The organism is Bacillus sp. BS3(2021) (genome assembly GCF_021043345.1).
In the GTDB taxonomy this organism is placed as follows: domain Bacteria; phylum Bacillota; class Bacilli; order Bacillales; family Bacillaceae; genus Bacillus; species Bacillus paralicheniformis.
Genome location: NZ_JAJNDM010000001.1, coordinates 902,791 through 922,244, shown reverse-complemented (window position 1 = coordinate 922,244; position 19,454 = coordinate 902,791). Strand labels below are relative to the sequence as shown.

Genomic DNA, 19,454 nt, shown 5'->3' with positions numbered 1-19,454 from the left:
ATCATGAAAACGCTTTATACATTGATATAATAAGATTCTATATATTCAGAAATATTTTCGTGAGAAAATCTTCCGACCCGTCAGGCCGGCCGGAAGAAACATCAAATCTCGGTCTTTGCCGGCTTCCCTCCCAGGACAAGCGCAATATTTTCCGCACAAAGCCTCATCATGGCTTCTCTCGTTTCGACAGTGGCGCTGCCGATGTGTGGCAGCGCGGTCACTTGCGGCAGATTGGCGAGCGGGTGATCCTGCTGCACGGGTTCTTCCGCAAAGACGTCGAGTCCTGCGCCGGCAATATCTTTTTCGATCAGGGCTTCATATAAATCGTCTTCATTCACAACCTGTCCTCTTGAGACGTTGATAAAAATAGCGGAGCGCTTCATCCTTTTGAATGCGCTGCGGTTAAACAGATGCTTCGTTTCCTCAGTCAGAGGCGTCAGGCATACCACAAAATCCGCCTGTTCGAGCAGTTCGCCAAAGGATAGATAAGTTGCCCCCAGTTCGGCTTCCGCCTCGGGATTGCGGGTACGGTTATGATATAAAATCTCCATGCCAAAGCCTTTCGCCCGCCGGGCGACGGCTTGTCCAATGCTCCCCATCCCGACGATGCCAATCGTTTTATGATGGATATCCGCTCCGGCCAAAAGCAGCGGCCCCCAGCCCGTCCAGTTACCTTGTCTAATCCAGTCGCTTGCCTCGACGATTCTGCGCGCGGATGCCATCAGCAGAGCAAACGTCAAATCTGCCGTTGACTCTGTCAGCACGCCGGGCGTGTTGCAGCAGATGACGCCATGCTTTTTCGCAGCCTCCACATCGAGGTTGTCATAGCCCACCGCCAAATTGGCCACCACTTTTAAATGCGGCGCACCTTTTAAAAGCTCCTCATCAACTGTGTCGGAAAGCATCGTCAACAGTCCGTGCGCCTTTTTTGCTTTTTCCACCAGAACGGCGCGCGGGCACGGTTCTTCTTCCTTTTCCCACATCTCAATACGGGCTTCTTCTTTTAACGCAGAAAGCTGTTCTTCCGGTAATTTTCTCGTTACATATACAAACGGTTTGTCCATGCTGCCTCGTTCCTTTCTAAGAGTAGCTTCCAATCTAAGCATATCGAAAAAATCCGGAAATGTTAACATGAAGAAAAGAACACCGCGGCGTCTATGGTGTCCTTTTCAGCCAATTGATAGGCGGCATGCTCATAAATCCTGCGGCTCTCATGCCTGCCATTTCTTGAAAGCCGTTCAGAAATTGCTCATAAGCCGGCGCTCGAGACAATAAATGGTCGAGTCTGCTTTCAAAATAATGGTGCTCTGATTCAGGAGAAATATAATACCCTTCAACCGTCTCAAAATAGTGAAGCGGAAACAGAAGCCTGCTGTACACCAGCCGTTTAGAAAATGAGGAAAGCGGCGCGGCTTGTTCGTATTGCTGAAAAAACAATGCGATGTCATTGAAGTTTTTCCTTTCGTGAAACAAGCTTCTGGCATATTCCGCAAGATCCCTGGCCGCATGATCAAACACCCATTCCATCGGGATTTTAATAAGCGGCTCGCGCCTTAAAGCCTCGCAGGTGAGCCGCTGCTGGCAAATCGTCCCGGAGTCGGCGGCCTGCGGCTGATCATCCAATTCGGTATCGGCCAAATATTGAATCGCGTTTTCGGTTAAACCGAGATAATAAGGAAACGATTCGATAAAATGTTTTTCAAAAGGCTGCAGCTGTCTTGCCTGCGTTTTTTGGATCCAGAATTGTTCCAGCTGGTCGAGCCGTTTCCCCCAAAGTTCTTTCCACTGCCCAATCCGCGAGGTTTCTTTTACCTCATAAGGGTATCCTCTTCCCTTCTGATGAAATTCAGCCAGCTCCGCCCCAAATGAAACGGACCTGTTTGTCATGCGGGGAGCAGCTTGAAGCAGTACATATGAGGCGCCATTGTCCTCAAATGTCATCTCCCCATCCTTTGTCAATATAAAAGATGAAACGTATGGGTCGCGCTGTTCTTGCAAATACTGACTCATACTAAACAATTCCGCAAGCTCATCCTGACTCAAGTGGGATACCGGGACGATCAAAAACATTGAATTCGGGGTATGAAAAGCCTGATAAGACAAGTATGAAGTAAGATCGCGAATATGGATTCCGAATTTTTCTTTGATCAGCTCCTTCACGGACATCACTTCCTGATAAATTTTTCTCCTTCTACACATCGTAATCATGAAGGGATTCGATTATGAATCGATTCGGAAAAAGAGTTCTAAAATCGTTACATTTTTAAGGTTGTTTGTATACACTAAGTAAAAAAAGATTGGGTGAAAATGATGCCGGAAAACAACAGCATGCATCAAATCGAAACAGCAGCAAAAGAATGGCTTGAGAAACGGGGCGTCAAGATTTCGGATATTGCTGATCTTGTCTACGTACTACAAAAGAAATATCATCCAAACTTGACAAAAGAAGAATGTGAAGAGAATGTCAACCGGGTCATGAAAAAACGCGAAGTTCAAAACGCCGTGATCACAGGGATTCAATTGGATATGCTGGGTGAGCAAAGAAAGCTCATGGAACCGCTCCAAACCTTAATCGAGACAGATGAAAGCTTGTACGGCGTCGATGAAATCTTATCCTTCTCCATTGTGAATTTGTATGGATCAATCGGTTATACAAACTATGGATATATCGATAAAATCAAACCGGGAGTGCTCGCACGTTTAAACGATAAATCAACAGGCGAATGCCACACGTTTTTGGATGATATCGTCGGAGCGATTGCGGCAGCCGCATCCAGCAGACTGGCGCATCGAGCAAAAGATGCGGAATAAGCCATTAAAAAACACTTGTCCTTAAAAGACAAGTGTTTTTTTGCGGTTTAGATGCGATCCATCCAGTCTGTTAAAGAATCAATGACATATGTCGGCTTTTCCTGGTAGGCTTCAAGGTGTTCTTTTTTGGTCACGCCCGTATGAACGAGAAGCGTGTCCATCCCGGAATTCATTCCCGCCATAATATCCGTATCATAATTGTCACCGACCATCAGCGTTTCACTGATATTTGTGCCGAGCACCTTCATCGCCTGCTCCATGATGATCGGCTCCGGCTTGCCGATAAAAATAGGCTCTGTCTGCGTAGAAACGGTTAATACTGACGTGAGAGAACCATTGCCCGGCAATAGTCCTCTTTCTGTAGGAATAGCGATATCGCCGTTAGTCGAGATGAATGTAGCGCCGTTGCGGATGGCAAGGCAACCGACGGCTAGCTTTTCGTATGTAATGCCGCGGTCGATACCGACGACGACGAAGTCGGCGTCTTCTTCGCCGAATGCCAGTCCTTTTTCCTCAATGGCCTGGCGGATGCCTTCCTCACCGATCACATATACGGAAGCATCCGGTTTTTGTTCGGCGATAAAATTGGCGGTTGCCATGCTGGTTGTGAATACCTGGCTCTCTTCGGCCGGAATATCAAATGAAACAAGCTTGTCCGCCACTTGCTTCGGCGTGCGCGACGAGTTGTTTGTGACGAACAGATACGGGATGCTCCGTTCTTTCAGCTTCTTTACGAATTCGCATGCTTCTTCGATTTTTTCCGTCCCTTTGTACATTGTTCCATCCAGATCAATTAAGTATCCTTTGTATGTTTTCATGTTGTACACTCCAGTTTTGTTTAGTGCGGTTTGAATGCGGATACCGGACCGAGCTCATGGTTTAAATAATCGCGGATCCGCGCCGGAAATTTCTCAAGCGTTTCCGCATGCCTGCTGAGCAGCATGTCCAATTCTTCATGGTTGACATTCAAGTAGTCTTGAACCAATGTCTTCCGATAGGCGATCAAATGTTTCAGACTGTCGCCTTCCGCTTGGCTGACAACCTTTTCATCGGTCAGTATATCCATAATGTCGTCATAGCTTCCCGGATCTCTCATAATAAAGCCGTCAATCATATCGTTCCCTATATCCAATATACATTCGATCAGCGTGTGGCCGATTCGTTCGAGCGCTTTTTTTTCGACGTCGGAAGTCCATTCCTCCTGTGTTTGATAAAGCCGCAGCTCCTCTTCCAGAAAGTTCAGCGTGTTTTCGATTTTGTGTCGATCGACAAAATACATCATCAGAGCATCCCCTTTTATGATCGCTTATTTTCGCAGACGTTTTAAAACAAAGTAGGCACATCCGAAATTACAGTACTCGTAAATATATTCATCAAGCGTGCTGATCTTCGTATCAAATGTGGCCTTTTGATTTTGATCGTCAAAAAAGCCTTTCAGCCTCAGCTGGCTGTATCCCCAATCCCCGACGATGTAGTCATATTTATTTAAAATGTCGGAGTATCTGGCTTTAAACGCTTCTTCGTTAAAACCGTTTTTCACATCTTTGACGACTTCAAATGCAGCGTTCTGAACGACAATCATTCTTTTCACCTCTTTTATATGATAATTCAAACCCGTGCCGCCATCAATTGCTAAGAATAAATCCTCCCCGTTGGAAAAGCTATAAATGAGGAGGAAAAGCAGAATGAATAAAAAAATTCTTTTAGCAGGGCTGCTGGCGGTGCCTTTAGCAGGATGCCAGACAGCCTTAAATGATACCGAACACAATATATATGACGAAGACGGAAATACCGTTCACGTTGCAGACAAGAACCCTCAATATCATGAAAAGTTCAGAAATGACAACCGGAAAGGCAGATTCGGATATGCGCGCCATCAGGCAACTCCAGTCGCAAACAAGGAAGAAATGCAGGCGCCTCAAATTGATCGGGAAGAAATGGCGCATATTATATCTAGTTTAACGGTTCAGCTTCCCAATATTCAAGATGCCTCAGCACTTGTGACAGACGAAGAAGCGCTTGTCGTGTACAAAACGGACTCTGGGCAGCGCGAACAGACGGCTGACCAAGTTAAAAAGACGGCGGCATCCGTCATTCCGAGGTATTACCACATCTATATTTCCGATGATCCGGATATGATGCAATCCGTCGCCAACTTCAGCCGGCTTGGAGCCAATTCAAGAAACGTTGATCAGCTGATGGCCGATACGATTAAGGAAATGCAAAAATCACCGCAAGGCAAAACAACGACAGGTACAGATGAAAACGGCCTTGACGGAAAAGGAAAAGCGACCGAATCCTGACCTGAAAATAAGAAAAACGCCAGCGCAAACGGCTGGCGTTTTTTCATCCAATGTTATGCCTGTGCCTGGCGTTTTTTAGACGCTTCATTCACCTGTTCATCGGCATGGTATGAAGAGCGGACGAGCGGCCCTGCTTCACAGTGGCTGAAGCCTTTTTCCATGGCGATTTCTTTCAGTTCGGCAAACTCGTCAGGATGGTAATATTTCTGTACTTTAATATGTTTTTTGGACGGCTGCAAATACTGGCCGATTGCCATGATGTCGACGTTGTTCGCAAGAAGGTCGTCCATTGTTTCGATGATTTCTTCTTTTGTTTCGCCGAGGCCGATCATGATGCTGGATTTCGTCGGGATGTCCGGCTGCATCTCTTTGGCGCGGCGCAAAAATTCCAATGATCTTTCGTATGTAGCTCTCGCACGGACTCTCGGCGTCAGGCGGCGGACCGTCTCAATATTATGGTTTAAAATATCCGGACGCGTATCCATCAGCGTTTTCAAATTATGATAGTCTCCGCCCATGTCAGACGGGAGAACTTCGATTGTTGTAAACGGGCTTTTTCTCCGGACGGCGCGTACGGTTTCAGCGAATACCCCTGCTCCTCCGTCTTTTAAATCGTCACGGGCAACGGCTGTAATGACCGCGTGTTTCAGATTCATGATGCTCACAGAATCCGCGACTCTTTCCGGCTCATTCAAGTCAAGTTCTGTCGGCAGCCCCGTCTTCACCGCACAGAAGCGGCAGGCTCTCGTACAGACAGATCCGAGAATCATAAAGGTTGCGGTACGTCTGACGGCCCAGCATTCGTGGATGTTCGGGCATTTCGCCTCTTCACAGACCGTATGGAGGTTGTTTTCCCGCATTAATTTTTTTAAGCCCGTATAGTTTTCATTTGTGTTCAGCTTGATCTTAAGCCATTCGGGCTTTCTTAGGTGCTCGTCTTTCTTTGCCAATTCCATCATCTCCATTGTGGATTGTAGTCATGTTCAATACGAAATTTGTGACATAGCGCCGGATGTGTCCCTCTGCTTTGGAACCGCTTAAATTAAAATTGCTAAATCTTCATCTTTAGTCACTTTAACATAGTACAGATTTGTGAACAAGAGCTTGATTAGTCAAGATGGAATTTCTAACATTTTCTTATTATCGATTTCCGCAGATGTCACAAACTAACCGTATTCAAACTGAAAGGAGCTAAGGACACTGTGAAAGCTGTATTATCCGTTCTCATCCTCCTTTTGCTCATATCGCAGCCGTGCGCTCTTGCAAAGGAGAAAAAAGAGCCCGATCTGCAAAAGAGAATGGCCCTTTATCATAAAACAGAAGCTGCAACCCATATTCCTTGGTATGTTTTCGCGGCTGTCGACCAATACGAAATCAACATCCGCAAAAACCGCAAGGACTTGCCGAAGCAAAAAGGGCACACCGGGATATATATTCCGCAAAGCGTGTGGAGCGGACCTGAAAACCCCAACCCGAAAGATACATCGCCGCTCAGCATCAAGGTTTTTGACGGAATTGGAATGGACGGAAACGGAGACGGACTGGCGGAACCGGATCAGGATGAAGACGTCCTTTATACGTTTGGACAATACTTGTTGACATACGGAAGAGACATAGAAAATATCCGCATCGGCCTGTGGGAGTTTTACGAAAGGGATCAGACGGTCGGCATCATATCAGGCTTTATCAGGCTTTTTCAAAAATACGGCCACATTGATTTGAGCAAGCACGCCTTTCCTCTTCCCGTAAGATCAGATTACAGCTATAGAAGCACATGGGGAGATGCCCGCGGATTCGGGGGCAGGCGGATTCACGAAGGGACGGATTTGTTCGCCCATTATGGCCTCCCCGTCCGGTCGACATGCTACGGTATTGTTGAAATGAAAGGCTGGAACCGTTTCGGCGGTTGGCGGATCGGAATCAGAGATATCAACAATACGTACCATTATTTCGCTCATTTGAACGGATTCACAAAAGGCTTGAAAGTGGGAGAAATCGTCGAACCCGGCCAAGTGATCGGCTCGGTCGGAGCAACGGGATACGGGCCGCCGGGGACATCGGGAAAATTCCCGCCCCATCTTCACTACGGCATGTATAAAGACAACGGAAGAACCGAATGGTCTTTTGACCCTTATCCTCATTTAAGGGCATGGGAACGGAAAGAGCTTCGAAAGAAAAAATAAAAGACATCCCTATTTCAGAAGAATAGGGATGTCTTCTTTTCAGAGATTAACCGGCTTGGCTTTTCTTGCTTTTCACAACCGCATTGATGATGCTTGCGGCCAAGCCTCCCCAAATAATGACGATGCCGATAACCATCATTGTTATAGATGCGCCGTTCATGAGGAAACCTCCTTGTCCTGTTGAAATGGCGTATATTTCAATTCGTTCTTCCATTTTGAAAGTGAAAGGATAAATCCGGCTGCGATCGCTCCAACAGCGACGCACCATCCCCATTTCAGGAGAAACTCTACCGGCAGATCACCGTAGGCCGTTGTGATATTCGTCTTGATATTATCAAACATCATATACCCCAGAACAATCGGCGTGACGACGCTCAGGCAGATTCTCCACCAGGCGCCGAGCTGAATGTCGGAAACCGAATTGGCGTGAGCCTGCAAAGCTTTCAGCTCTTTCGCAAACCATGCAATCACAACGACTTCGATCAATCCGGCAAGCGCCACTCCGAAATTGTTGATAAAGTAATCGGCTGCATCGAGAAAGAACAGTCCGCCTTTTGTCGCAAATACGAGCGAACACAATGCAGCAGCCCCTCCGCCGAACAGGACGGCTTTCCGCCGCGGAACGTTGAACTTATCCTGAATCGCGGCAACATATGTTTCAGAGATCGAAATGAGAGACGACAGACCTGCCAAAACTAGCGAACCAAAGAATAAAAACCCGAAAAGCACATTAAACGCTGGAAACTCATTGATGATCTGCGGAAAGACGACGAACGCCAAACCGATTCCGGAAGAGACGACCTCTTTAACTGGAACGCCTTGCTGCGCGGCCATAAAGCCCAGCGCACTGAATACCCCGATCCCGGCCAGCAGCTCGAACGACGAATTCCCGAAGCCGGTGATGAACGCATTGTTTGTAACATCGGATTTTTTCGGCAAATAGCTGGAATACGTAATCATGATGGCAAACGCGATCGACAGACTGAAGAAAATTTGGCCGTATGCCGCCACCCAAACTTTTCCGTTTGTTATCTGGCTCCAATCAGGCGTGAAAAACGCATTCAGCCCTTGAGCAGCCCCGTCAAGTGTAATCGAATAAATGACGATGATTAAAAATAAGACCACAAGCAGCGGAATGAAAATGCGGTTCGCAATTTCGATTCCTTTTTTGACTCCGGCAAATAAAATGCCTAAGGAAACAATCCAGACAATCGCGAGCGGAATCAGGACGCCCGGCACGAAGCCTCCGAATTGCCCGATGGCTCCTCCTCCAATATCAACTCTGTTTAAATATTCAGTCATTAGAAAATTTTCTGTATCTTTACCCCAGCCTAAATTGAAAGAAAAGACAGTGTAAGAAATGGCCCATGCCACGATCACGGCATAATACGTCGAGATGACAAATGAGATGGCGACCTGCCACCAGCCGATCCACTCCTTTCCTTTCCCCATCCGGGCATAGGATAGCGGGGCTGAGCCCCTGTATTTATGGCCGATTGTAAATTCCATGATGAGAAGAGGGATTCCTGCTGTCAAAAGCGCGAACAAATATGGCAGAAAGAACGCGCCTCCTCCGTTTTCATAAGCTACAGCCGGGAACCTCCATATATTCCCCAAACCGATCGCAGAACCGACAGCTGCTAAAATAAAACCCGCTCTTGTTCCCCATTGTGGACGACTATCCATAAGCTTCCTCCTTTACCTTATTGAAACATCTGAAAACAATGAATTTTCTAATAATTATTATTATTGAATAGTATATACAGTCTTTTTGCCTAAGTCAAAGTATTTTTTTAAGAAAATAGACACATTCTGTTTCCAGGACGCAAAAAAAAGCATTCTGCCTGATGTGTGCAGAACGCCTGGAAATCATTGCTTATTTTGTTCCTTTTTTTGTTCTGTTTTTTCATCCTTTGAAGGGATTTGAATCGATGGCGCCGTCTGGCTGCCGTTGCCGCTGTAGAAGTCGGGTACTTCGCCGTGCACGGCTTGAATCGTTGCCGGAATCGTATTTTTAACAACCGCCGTTTTTGTCGCAAACGGTATGACGACACGGACCTTGACTTCGACAAGAACACCGACATTTATTAAAGCATTATTAATTCCATATGGTTCGACACTATGTTTAAAATCTGTAAAGACATCCCCCACAACATTAAGCCGTACAGGTATTTTCGGCCCTAGGTTTCCAAGAAGCGTGTTTCCCGTTGCCTGACCTAGAGGAATATTATAGATTACACCATCATTCTTACCTTCGGGAGTTTTCGCAGAAGAATTAAATTCTTCGGTTTCTGTTTCCTTCAGCTTTTCGTGAAGTTGTTTCGTAATTTTCGAATGCATACCACGAAGACCATGAGAGTTGAAATCAATTGTTGTTACTTTTCCATTTTCATTCGTCTTCATTTCTACTAGATTTTGCACATTTTCATCTTGGCTCATATAATCCTCGACGGCTTCCTGGATGACGTGCGTCGCAATCCGGTTCGTTTCCATTTCAGCGATGTTCAGAAGCGTCGGTTTGATGGATGAGTTGATGATCAACAGGCTGATGGCCGTTGAAAAAATAAAAAATACAAACGAAAGCAGCATGACATATCGAAAAGGCAAAGGTCCTCTTTTTGACAGAGGGCCGCGAAATCTTCGCAAGCAAAATCCCCCCTTACATCACAAGTGTATGCTTGTAAGAGGGGATATACGATTCAATCAGACAACTTTATTTCACCATTTTTAAAAGGGCTTCTTTTCCGCTCATTCCGGGATGGATGCCGAGCTCTCCGGCCGCATCGGTTACAGATTCGAGCGGCGCTTCGAGAAGCTGATCGATCGTCCGCACGCCGACGGCTCTGGCGGCGACGATTTTCCGTTCTTTTAATTTATCATTCAGCAGGGCGACGTCAAGCGCTCCGCACATAATATATCCATGGTCATTGGTTACCGCCATAAAGTTCGTTTTCGGCAGTTTGACCGTTACAGCCGTAAACGGCTGATCTTCTATCATAATCGGAGTTAAATTTACCATCGCGATCCCTCCTTTACCATTAATGTATGATAAAGCGGGAGACATGTTCCGGTTTACCCCGAATCTTAAAGCATCTGTATTAGAACCGGTTTGCTTTTTTAAGCTTCCAGGCGAGCAGATCGCGCAGGAATTCAGGCATAAAGTACTCGATATCTTCCGCATCGCGGATCGCCGGAAACAGCGTTCCGAGTGTAAACATATCAATCGTGGCGATCGTGTAGAACGCATCATCTTCAATGTCCGCTCCGTTGACAGAGAGCTTTTCCGGGTCAAGGCCGGCATAGAGCATTTTCCCCATCACTTCGCCGCGAAAACCGAGCCCTTTAATTCGCAGTTTCTCGGTTTCTTCCGATGATGCATGGAAGATGACCTCTTTCAGCTCACGTCCCGTCAGCTTCAGTTTGACCGGATTAATCGGATGCGGACAGATGCGGTGAACATCCGCTTTCGTCACCGGGCCTTGTGATAGAGACTCCAGTACAATGCCTGAGTTGACCATTCCGATTTCCGCCTCACACCATTCCTTTAAGGCGTCTGCCAGCATTTGCGGAAGGGCGCTTCTGCGGAACCAGGCGGTTTCAAGGGTGTTGTCCAATGTCGCAATTTCTTCTTCAAGCAGATGTCCGGCTTCTTTCTCTTTTTCCTTCAGAAAACGAATCGTCTCCTCTGATTCTTCGTTCCATTCTGCCGTCTTCATAACGGTTGCTGTGATGTTCTCAAGCGTTCCGTTATACGTCAGTTCAACATGACCGACATAGTTCCCGTATTTTTCAGCGCAGGCCAGCATAACGCCGTCTTTCATCATCCCTTCTTCAAGCAGGTGATGGGTGTGGGAACCGAGAATCAGGTCGATTTCGGGAAAAGCCTCCGCGACGCGCTGATCATCCAAAATGCCGAGGTGTGAAAGAAGAATGACAGTATCGGCTTTTTCTTTGATTTCACTGAGCATCTCGCCGATGCTTTCAAATGCGTCTGCAACTGTCCAGCCAAGCTGCCGGTAGATCGGATAATACGGGACTGTCACACCGAGAATGGCAAGAGTTGCGCCGCTCTTCACCTTTTTGAGCACATACGGTGCTGCCCAGCCGGGCCTCTTCCCTTTTTCGTCAAACAAATTGGAAACAACGACAGGAAACTGTGCGTTGTCATAAAGTGTATTCAGCTCCTGATGCGGCAGTGTAATTCCTTCATTATTTCCGATTGTTGCAGCATCATACTGCAGACGGTTCAACAGCTCCACATTCGCTTTTCCGAAGGTGGCCTCAGATATCGGATGGAATCTGTCGACATGATCGCCGAGGTCGAACAAAAGCACTTCTTCTCCCTGCTCTTCATGTTTTTGTCTTTGTGTCTGAATATAATCGACGATTTTCGGCCAGTTTTCAAAATGGCTGTGCAAATCGTTCGTATGGTAAATATGGAGCTTTTCCGTCATGCAAATCTCTCCCTAACGTTTAACTAAACACGCCTTGATAGATTAATCTGATTCCGATGATGATCAATACGAACCTCATGATCAATACGATCGTCTTTGTTTGCATCTTTTTATTAATGTAGGCGCCGAGCTGTCCGCCAAACCAGGCGCCCGGGATCAATGCGAGCGCATAAAGCCAGTTGACATGGCCCGCGATGACATGGCCGGCAGAGCCGGCGACAGATGAAAGGAAAATAATAAACATCGATGTCGCAACGGCGACCCTTGTCGGAAATAAAAACAGAAGAATCATCGCCGGCACCATCAGCGAGCCGCCCCCGATGCCGAAAAGCCCGCCGAGGAAGCCGACGACAAAGGCGATCGCGATTCCGGCTAAAGGATGATATGAATACGTATATTCCTGTCCTTCATCCCCTGTGAACGTTCTGATAACGCCCGTATGCTTTTTCTCGGCAGGTTTCACCCTTTTCTTTATCATTAAGGAAAGGGAAATGAGAATCATAAAAATCCCGAACCATAGAGAAAACGAGTCTGAGCTGAAATATGTCGATACATGGGCACCTGCGATGCTGCCCGGCCCCGAGCCGATGAAAAAAATAAGACCGCTTTTATAATCTACGGTTTTATACTTCATATACGCAATCGTTGAAGAAAGCCCTGTAAATATGATGACAACCAGCGATGTGCCGACCGCCATTTGCGGTGTCACATGGTCAAAGAGCGTCGGCAGCCCCGCCAGAAAAAGGAGCGAGGGAACGATGACGATCCCTCCGCCGAGCCCGACAAGACTGCCGATGGTTCCCGCGATAAATCCGAGTATGAGCAAAATAAGATATTCCATAAAATAAGTCCTCTTTTCTAGCTGAATAAATCGAGCTGCCTTGGCGTAAGCCCTTTGTATTCAATATCGAGCAGCTCCTTCATTTGCTTCCCGTTTTGAGCCGCATCACCGCCTGAATTGTTATTAAACAGCACGTAAACGTTTTTCGACTGCTGTTCAAGCAGCTCAAGGTTTTTCTTCCAGTCTTTTAATTCTTGTTCATTATATAAATATAAATATCTGACCTCACGCCAATTTTGCCCGGAAGACGGCCTTAACCAGCCTTCCTTGTTGCGGCCGTGAAAACGGACGAGCGTTTTCCTGCTGTCAGTCGCATGAAGAACCGTCGGTATGCTGCCTTCGCCCGCCTGGGGTTCATCGCAAATGCTGTGAATCCATTGCTGTTCCTCCATAAAAGCGAGCGTTTTGTCGTAAAACTGGGGCATAAACCATGACCGATGCCTGAATTCAAGCGCACACGGTATATCTCCCATTTTCTCTTTTACCCATCTTAAGTAATTGACGTTTTCTTTTTTGCAATCAAACCATGGCGGAAACTGAAAGAGGACCATCGCCAGCTTGCCCGCTTTTATGTATGGCGTTAACGAAAGCTTAAAAGCAGCAAACATGTCGTCTTTCGTTTCAAAGGGGATTTCCCCGCGCTGATGCCCCGTCATTCCCTGATATGCCTTAATGATAAACTGAAAGGTTTCCGGCGTCTCCTTCACCCATTTTTCATTGTTCCGCTCGGGCTGAATCGCGTAAAAGCTCGCATCAAGCTCGACGATCGGAAAATGCGCCGAATAGTGGATCAGCTTGTTTTGACTGCTTGTCTTGGGCGGATACAGGCTGTCATGATCCCCCCATCCTGTTAATCCAATATAAATCAATGCAGTTCACCTCTTCCTTTAGTTTATCACAGGTTTTTTTCGAAAACTTGATCCAGGTCTGCTTGTAGCATTTCCTTTTTCAGCGGCGGAATACTTGAACATGAAAAAGAAGCCGGATGTCCGGCTTCTTTTAACGGGCTTTCTTCGGAAAAAGGGTAAAGCTGAAACTGTACAGAAAATCGATGGCAAGGATGATCGACCATAAAGAAGCGATGCGGATTAACGGTTCCGTTCTTTCCGGGTCGCCGATGAACAGATGCATCCCGGCCAGCAGCGCCGCCCCGATCAGCCATGCGATAAAATGCCGCAACCAGCCTTTGCGCTCTTTTTTGGCGTGTTCCTTGCCGTACTGCGGGCCTTTGTCAGGCTTCGGACCGCCGGCAAAGCGATAGGCGAACCTTTCATCCGCCCATTTGATCATGCGGCTTCCGAACGCGATGCTGACGCCGATATAAACGGCGGCGAGGCCGTGCAAAACATCCGCTTGCGCCCCATTGTACAGATCAAGCGCCGTTGCAGCCAAAAGCAGCAAATCCAAAACCGGTGTGCATGCAAACATGATCAAACCAGCCTTTTTCCAGCCTGCCATATAGCGAAACATAAGGCCAAGCAGAATAAAAATCCAAAAACCGATCTCACAAGCTATAATCAATAAACCAATCACCTTTTATCCGCCTCTCTTTTTAACACATTTGTACTAAAAAATTATAACACATATGTATTAAATAATACACCCGTGTTATAATGTGTGTATGCCAAAAATAGTTGATCACGAAAAACAAAAAGAAAAAATTGCCGAAGCGGTGTGGAATGTGATTCACAGAGATGGACTTGAACATTGCACCGTCAGAAATGTCGCTAAGGAAGCCGGGCTTTCGGCCGGATCGATGCGCCATTATTTTCCCCAACAGTCTGAGCTTTTCATTTATTCAATGAGGCTTGTGGCAAACCGGGTCAAAACGCGGATTGAGAGCATGACATTTAACGGTACACCGGCTGAGAACGTCAAACAGCTTCTTTTTCAGCTTATGCCTCTTGATGAGGAGCGAAAACTGGAAATGGAGGCATGGTATGCATTTACGGCCAAATCGCTCAGCGATCCGGAGCTCAAACCGTTAAGAAAGGAGATGAATGAAGGCATTTATTCAGCCTGTAAATCGGCTGTTGAAATGCTGGTGAATACCGGCGCCAAACCGGGGATCGATGTTCTAAAGGAAACCGAGCACCTGTACGCCCTTGTCGACGGGCTGGCGCTTCATTTGATCATGGCCCCTGAAAGGCTGACGGCTGAAATGATCGATTCTGTATTGGCCGGTTATTTAAGATCGTTGGAATAGACACAGATCGATCGGATTGCACCAAAAGAGACTTACACAAAACAACGGAAAAGCAGGCCTCTCAGCCTGCTTTTTTTGATTAATTCTCTTGTTTTAGATTCTCACGGATGTCGCAAAATTGTTTTTTTCTGGTCATCCCACAAAAAACAGCCTGATCACAGGCTGCTTTTTGCGCTTCAGTGAACCGCTTTTGCTTCTCTTTCGTCTGCCTTAAAAATGTATTGACGCACTGCCGTCAAGCACGCCCAGCACAGCAATCATCCCGTCTTTGACGCCGATATCGGTTTTCCTTACGCCTTCCGGGCACACGACAGAAGCGCCTTTCAAAAGCAAGTCAAACGTTTTCATGAGATTAGCCTACTCATGATAGAAATCCAGAGCCGCCTGAAGCGCATTTCCCGGCGATACTGAAGCACCTGTGCGAATGAGAACCGCTTCGAGAGCAGCCAATGTAAAAAGAACATTTTCTTTTCGGCAGCTGTACCCCATTGTCCCGATTCTCCATATCTTTCCCGCCAGCGGTCCGAAAGAGCTGGCGATTTCGACGCCGAAGTCGTCAAGCATCATCTTCCTGACAAGGTCCGCGTCAACCCGATCAGGCACTTTCACACAAGTGACGGTCGGCAGCTTTTTCCGGCCTTCCGTAAACAATTCGAGACCCATCGCTTTGATGCCCTTGATTAGCGCTGCTTCATGCAGCCGGTGTCTTGAGAACCGCTCGCGGAGCCCCTTCTCAAGAACGACCCGCGCTCCTTCACGCAAACCGTACAGCATCGAAGTCGCTTCTGTATGATGATTGAGGCGCCTCGGGCTCCAATAATCCATCAGCATGCCGAGGTCAAAATAATTGCTGGAAATCGGCAAGCGTCCTGTTTCAAGCTCGATATCTTCTCTTGTGGCAATGCCACGTTCTACCTTTTTCCTTTCATTGATGCGCTTTTCAACCCGGCTGTTAAATGTGATCGGCGCCATCCCGGAAGGAACGGATAAACACTTTTGCGTACCTCCGACGACCGCGTCAAGGCACCATTCATCCGTATTGACATCCGTGCCGCCGATCGTAGCGACCGCATCGACTACACAAAGCACATCAAGCTCCCGGCAGGCCCGGCCGATTTCTTCAAGCGGCTGAATGCATCCCGTTGACGTCTCGCCGTGCACAACCGCGACGATCTCCGGTTTCGTCCGTTTGATTTCGGAGATGATATCTTTCGGTTCAAAAACGTCTCCCCACGGGCATTCCATTGTATAAACATCAGCCCGGTACCGTTCGCAAATTTCGGCCAGCAGATAGCCGAACCGTCCGAAAATGGGAATGAGCACCCGGTCCCCCGGTTTGATGAGACTGGCAAGGACGGCTTCAAGCCCGGCCCGCGATGTCCCGTCTATCGGAAATGCCCATTTATTTGTCGTTCGGAAAATCTGCCGGAGCATCGCCATGACGTCATTCATCATGTCTGTAAATGCAGGATCGAATTGTCCCAGTACAGGTGAGGAAAGCGCCCTCAGCACTCTCGGATGAACCTCGACAGGACCGGGAGTCATAATTGTCCGTTTCGGAATATTCATTTCGCCAATTGTCATGTGAAGAAACTTCCTTTCTTTTTTCTTGTTATATTTCTTTACAACTCTCTATATAAATACAAGTTTACTGGTAACATGAAAAATAAACATCGGCATAAATGTCACAAATCCGCTCATTTTTTGTTGATAATGACTAAAATGACAAAGGAGGTCTGTACAGATCAATGAATATCTATGACATGATGAAACTCCCCGTGTTTAAAGGCGCAACGCTTGCCGCCGGAAAAACGGGAGGGACCCGGAACATCGAACACATCAATATGATGGATGCGCCAGATATTGCCGATTATCTGCATCACGGCGAGCTCCTCGTCACGACCGCATACCATTTAAAGGACCGGCCTTTTTTATTGAAGGAATTGATTGAAAGGATGATCAGGCGGGGCTGCGCCGGACTCGGCATCAAAACGCGCTTTTTGCAGAAAATACCCGACGAGGTGATCAAGCTTGCCGACGAGCGGTCATTTCCGATCATCGAGCTAAATAAAGATGTCCGCCTCGGTGATATTGTCAATCATACACTGAGCCATATTTTGGACAAACGGACGGCAGAACTCGAACAGGCCATCACCGCCCAAAAAAAGTTCACAACCCATATTATGAGCGGAAAAAGCATTCAATCGCTCTTGCATAACGTCTCTGCTGTTTTGAAGCTTCCCGTTCTTCTTTTCAATCAGCATCTCAAGCCGATCGCCTCCTCAAAAGCGGATGCCGCCGGGACGCTGTCGCATTATGAAGGAATATTTCAAAAAGGAAACAGGACGGGGCTCACCTGTTTTTCAACGCTTCCCGACAAACAAACCTATTCGGTATTTCCGATCTATACTCATGAAAAAAAATGCGGCTTCCTCGTTGTCTGCGGGATGATTTCCCCTTCAGACAAAGGCTTGCTGTTAACCCTCGAACAAGCCGCCAATGTCATCGCCTTTGAGCTGCTGAAGGAAAATGCGCTCAAACAATATTTGCGAAGAGCACGGAACGAGTTTTTCAGCAATTTTTTGGACGGCGCCTTTTCCTCTGCTGAAGAAATTAAAAACCGGGCCAAAGAATTTCAGCTCAAGTGGGATCAAAAATATGTGTGCATTGCGGGCAAATTGGACCGGCGCGAAAAATCGCTCAGCTTCACGGAAAATCAGCTTGAATCAGATTCCGTGTTCGAACGCCTGGAAGAAGAGCTGGTTGACTTTCCGTTCCCTCCGCACCTTTTCACAAAGGGAAACGTCTGCTTCCTGCTGGCCGAAGCGACGGACAGCTGGGCTGAACTGAATGCAGACGTCGGCGGATTTTTAAAGACGTTTCAGCGTCATGCAGCGGAGCACTTTCAGCGGACAATCTCTTTCGGAATCAGCAACCTCAGCCATCAGCTGAGCGACGTTCCGCACATTTGCAAAGAAGCCGTCGACGCGCTCCACTCCGGCCATTTGTCCGGCAGCACCGAGTTCATCCAGACGTATCATATGAAAGACGTCTCTGAGCTTTTGCGCATGATTCCGGCTGATGATTTGAAGACATTTTACACGCATGCGCTGCATCAGCTTGCCAGCCTGCCGAAGGATGACCAGGGGCTCCTGGAAACATTGTCCGTCTATCTGGAAACGCACTGTCAGATTTCTGAAACGGCCAAGCGCCTGTATGTCCACAGAAACACAGTCATCTACAGGCTTGAAAAATGCGAAGAATTGCTCGGGAAAAGCCTGAAAGATGCGGACACAACCCTGCGCTTGAGACTGGCGCTCAGAATTCAAATGCTGCTTGGATTGTGAGAAACTCCAACAGCAGCAACCGGAGAAAGTTAAGCCATACCGGCATTGCTGATGATTAGACATTCACCATAGAAAAAAGCCGGCATATGTGCCGGCTCCCTTATACTTTTTCGGGAATTGCGCGCGTCTGCTGCTTCCGCCCCCAGCTGACTGCCGCCAAAAAGCTGAGCACGAGAACGACCGCACCAAAAATATATGGAATTTCCACGTTCACATCGAATAACAGACCGGCCACCGTCGGTCCGACAATGTTGGCAAGGCTCATAAACGCATTGTTCATGCCTGCGGCAAAGCCCTGTTCATCACCGGCCATTTTTGAAATCAGCGTATTAATCGCCGGACGGAGGATGGACGTCAGCATGAAGAAAACAATTGTTGCACCGAAAACGAGCCAGTACGAACCGGCAATCGAGCAGACGGCAAGCGCTGCGGCTGAACCGATCAGCGTCATGTTCATCAGCTTTTTTTCGCCGAAGCGGTTCGTCAGCATCCCGAGGGCCACCGCCTGGACGAACACGCCGATCAAGCTTGCCGCTGTAATGACAAAGGCAATGTCTCCCGGTGTAAAGCCGTGCTTATGATCGACATAAAGGCTGAATACCGCCTCAAAATTCATGATCCCGAAGTTCAGGATGAACACGAGGACAAACAGAAAAGCATACGGCGATCGCAGCGCGCGCGCCATTTGCTTAGGAAGCGGTTCGCGCTTTTGAGCGGAGCGGCGCTTTTCAAGCATCTTTTCTTGACTGAGCGTTTCCGGGAGGACAAAAAGCGATAAAACCGTCGCCAAGCCGGCTAATCCGGCTGACACGTAAAACGGAAAAGTGAGCCCGTACGCAGCCAAATATCCGCCGGCTCCCGGACCGATGACAAAGCCGAGAGACATCGCGGCGCTGATCAGCCCCATCCCTTTGCTTCGATCCTTTTCCGATGTGATGTCGGCGATGTAGGCAAACATGGCCGGCACCAAAAACGCCGCTCCCGCTCCGCCGAGAAGGCGGGAAACAAACAGCAGCCACATCTGGCTCGCCAAGGCGAAAAGCAACTGGGAAACCGCAAACGCACCGATGCCTAAAATGATCATTTTCCGTCTTCCGTATTTATCGGTCATTTCCCCGGCAACGGGCGAAAACAGCAGCTGGGTAATACCCGAAGCCGCAATCAGCAACCCGAGCGTGCTGCCTGACGCGCCGAATTCTTCTATAAACGTAGGCATGAGTGGAATAATCAAGCCTATACCAAGCATAACGATGAACACGTTCAGCATGAGAATATACAATCTGGCCATTTTTTTCATCCGCGGATACCT

Annotated in this window: 22 protein-coding genes; 5 read left to right on the top strand and 17 right to left on the bottom strand. The window is 47.6% G+C overall.

All coding sequences use genetic code 11. The features are described 5' to 3' along the window. Positions 1-101: 101 nt before the first annotated feature. Both LQ247_RS04530 and yutH read right to left on the bottom strand, forming a co-directional pair. Entirely contained in the window at positions 102-1,064 is a 963-nt protein-coding gene (locus LQ247_RS04530) for a 2-hydroxyacid dehydrogenase (RefSeq protein WP_231005621.1), read from the bottom strand. A gap of 91 nt (positions 1,065-1,155) precedes the next feature. Next, complete coding sequence (gene yutH, locus LQ247_RS04525; protein ID WP_231005620.1) at positions 1,156-2,166, bottom strand: spore coat putative kinase YutH; 1,011 nt, start codon at positions 2,164-2,166, stop codon at positions 1,156-1,158. A 144-nt stretch (positions 2,167-2,310) separates the two neighbouring features. On the opposite strand from yutH, the gene LQ247_RS04520 reads away from it, so the two are divergent. Beyond that, positions 2,311-2,811: a phosphatidylglycerophosphatase A family protein gene (locus LQ247_RS04520; protein ID WP_020452842.1), complete on the top strand. Its 501-nt coding sequence runs from the start codon at positions 2,311-2,313 to the stop codon at positions 2,809-2,811. A gap of 47 nt (positions 2,812-2,858) precedes the next feature. On the opposite strand, the gene LQ247_RS04515 is transcribed toward LQ247_RS04520, so the two are convergent. Genes LQ247_RS04515 through LQ247_RS04505 form a run of 3 tightly spaced genes read right to left on the bottom strand, consistent with a single transcriptional unit; the run spans position 2,859 to position 4,393 of the window. Continuing rightward, positions 2,859-3,629: a TIGR01457 family HAD-type hydrolase gene (locus tag LQ247_RS04515; RefSeq protein WP_231005619.1), complete on the bottom strand. Its 771-nt coding sequence runs from the start codon at positions 3,627-3,629 to the stop codon at positions 2,859-2,861. A 20-nt stretch (positions 3,630-3,649) separates the two neighbouring features. Continuing rightward, positions 3,650-4,090, bottom strand: a complete 441-nt coding sequence (locus tag LQ247_RS04510; protein WP_023856189.1) for a DUF86 domain-containing protein — start codon at positions 4,088-4,090, stop codon at positions 3,650-3,652. A 27-nt stretch (positions 4,091-4,117) separates the two neighbouring features. Then, a complete protein-coding gene (locus LQ247_RS04505) occupies positions 4,118-4,393 on the bottom strand; it encodes a YutD family protein (RefSeq protein WP_003184977.1) in 276 nt (91 codons plus the stop codon). Between the two features lie 103 nt (positions 4,394-4,496). On the opposite strand from LQ247_RS04505, the gene LQ247_RS04500 reads away from it, so the two are divergent. Further along, complete coding sequence (locus tag LQ247_RS04500; RefSeq protein WP_020452845.1) at positions 4,497-5,114, top strand: YhcN/YlaJ family sporulation lipoprotein; 618 nt, start codon at positions 4,497-4,499, stop codon at positions 5,112-5,114. Positions 5,115-5,167: 53 nt separating this feature from the next. Here the strand turns inward: LQ247_RS04500 and lipA are convergent, their stop codons facing one another. Continuing rightward, positions 5,168-6,079, bottom strand: coding sequence for a lipoyl synthase (gene lipA / locus LQ247_RS04495; RefSeq protein ID WP_256163556.1), 912 nt, complete (start codon positions 6,077-6,079; stop codon positions 5,168-5,170). 237 nt (positions 6,080-6,316) lie between these two features. On the opposite strand from lipA, the gene LQ247_RS04490 reads away from it, so the two are divergent. Beyond that, the gene (locus LQ247_RS04490) at positions 6,317-7,297 is read left to right on the top strand and encodes a M23 family metallopeptidase (RefSeq protein WP_023856191.1); all 981 of its coding nucleotides are present in this window, start codon (positions 6,317-6,319) and stop codon (positions 7,295-7,297) included. A gap of 46 nt (positions 7,298-7,343) precedes the next feature. Here LQ247_RS04490 and LQ247_RS04485 read toward each other — a convergent pair whose 3' ends face one another. From LQ247_RS04485 to LQ247_RS04450, 8 genes are all read right to left on the bottom strand, one after another. Then, positions 7,344-7,457, bottom strand: coding sequence for a methionine/alanine import family NSS transporter small subunit (locus LQ247_RS04485; RefSeq protein ID WP_075213876.1), 114 nt, complete (start codon positions 7,455-7,457; stop codon positions 7,344-7,346). Further along, positions 7,454-8,983, bottom strand: a complete 1,530-nt coding sequence (locus LQ247_RS04480) for a sodium-dependent transporter (RefSeq protein WP_231005618.1) — start codon at positions 8,981-8,983, stop codon at positions 7,454-7,456. The genes LQ247_RS04485 and LQ247_RS04480 overlap by 4 nt, the downstream gene beginning before the upstream one ends. 183 nt (positions 8,984-9,166) lie before the next feature. After that, positions 9,167-9,943, bottom strand: a complete 777-nt coding sequence (gene yunB, locus LQ247_RS04475) for a sporulation protein YunB (RefSeq protein ID WP_023856193.1) — start codon at positions 9,941-9,943, stop codon at positions 9,167-9,169. A gap of 67 nt (positions 9,944-10,010) precedes the next feature. Next, positions 10,011-10,316: a YunC family protein gene (locus LQ247_RS04470; protein WP_003184991.1), complete on the bottom strand. Its 306-nt coding sequence runs from the start codon at positions 10,314-10,316 to the stop codon at positions 10,011-10,013. A gap of 79 nt (positions 10,317-10,395) precedes the next feature. Continuing rightward, positions 10,396-11,751 (bottom strand): bifunctional metallophosphatase/5'-nucleotidase, encoded by a 1,356-nt coding sequence (locus LQ247_RS04465; RefSeq protein WP_231005617.1) that lies wholly within the window; start codon positions 11,749-11,751, stop codon positions 10,396-10,398. A 19-nt stretch (positions 11,752-11,770) separates the two neighbouring features. After that, the gene (locus tag LQ247_RS04460) at positions 11,771-12,592 is read right to left on the bottom strand and encodes a sulfite exporter TauE/SafE family protein (RefSeq protein ID WP_025809806.1); all 822 of its coding nucleotides are present in this window, start codon (positions 12,590-12,592) and stop codon (positions 11,771-11,773) included. A 17-nt stretch (positions 12,593-12,609) separates the two neighbouring features. Continuing rightward, complete coding sequence (locus LQ247_RS04455; RefSeq protein WP_020452851.1) at positions 12,610-13,461, bottom strand: DUF72 domain-containing protein; 852 nt, start codon at positions 13,459-13,461, stop codon at positions 12,610-12,612. Positions 13,462-13,591: 130 nt separating this feature from the next. Then, entirely contained in the window at positions 13,592-14,125 is a 534-nt protein-coding gene (locus tag LQ247_RS04450; protein WP_231005616.1) for a hypothetical protein, read from the bottom strand. An 88-nt stretch (positions 14,126-14,213) separates the two neighbouring features. Here LQ247_RS04450 and LQ247_RS04445 point away from each other — a divergent pair, with 88 nt between their 5' ends. Continuing rightward, entirely contained in the window at positions 14,214-14,798 is a 585-nt protein-coding gene (locus LQ247_RS04445; protein WP_020452853.1) for a TetR/AcrR family transcriptional regulator, read from the top strand. Between the two features lie 210 nt (positions 14,799-15,008). On the opposite strand, the gene LQ247_RS04440 is transcribed toward LQ247_RS04445, so the two are convergent. Both LQ247_RS04440 and LQ247_RS04435 read right to left on the bottom strand, forming a co-directional pair. Continuing rightward, positions 15,009-15,146, bottom strand: a complete 138-nt coding sequence (locus LQ247_RS04440) for a hypothetical protein (RefSeq protein WP_158700706.1) — start codon at positions 15,144-15,146, stop codon at positions 15,009-15,011. Positions 15,147-15,155: 9 nt separating this feature from the next. Next, positions 15,156-16,382: a pyridoxal-phosphate-dependent aminotransferase family protein gene (locus LQ247_RS04435; protein WP_231005615.1), complete on the bottom strand. Its 1,227-nt coding sequence runs from the start codon at positions 16,380-16,382 to the stop codon at positions 15,156-15,158. A gap of 164 nt (positions 16,383-16,546) precedes the next feature. Here LQ247_RS04435 and LQ247_RS04430 point away from each other — a divergent pair, with 164 nt between their 5' ends. Beyond that, a complete protein-coding gene (locus LQ247_RS04430; RefSeq protein ID WP_231005613.1) occupies positions 16,547-18,145 on the top strand; it encodes a PucR family transcriptional regulator in 1,599 nt (532 codons plus the stop codon). 100 nt (positions 18,146-18,245) lie between these two features. Here LQ247_RS04430 and LQ247_RS04425 read toward each other — a convergent pair whose 3' ends face one another. Beyond that, a complete protein-coding gene (locus tag LQ247_RS04425; RefSeq protein ID WP_020452856.1) occupies positions 18,246-19,442 on the bottom strand; it encodes an MFS transporter in 1,197 nt (398 codons plus the stop codon). Positions 19,443-19,454: the final 12 nt, after the last annotated feature.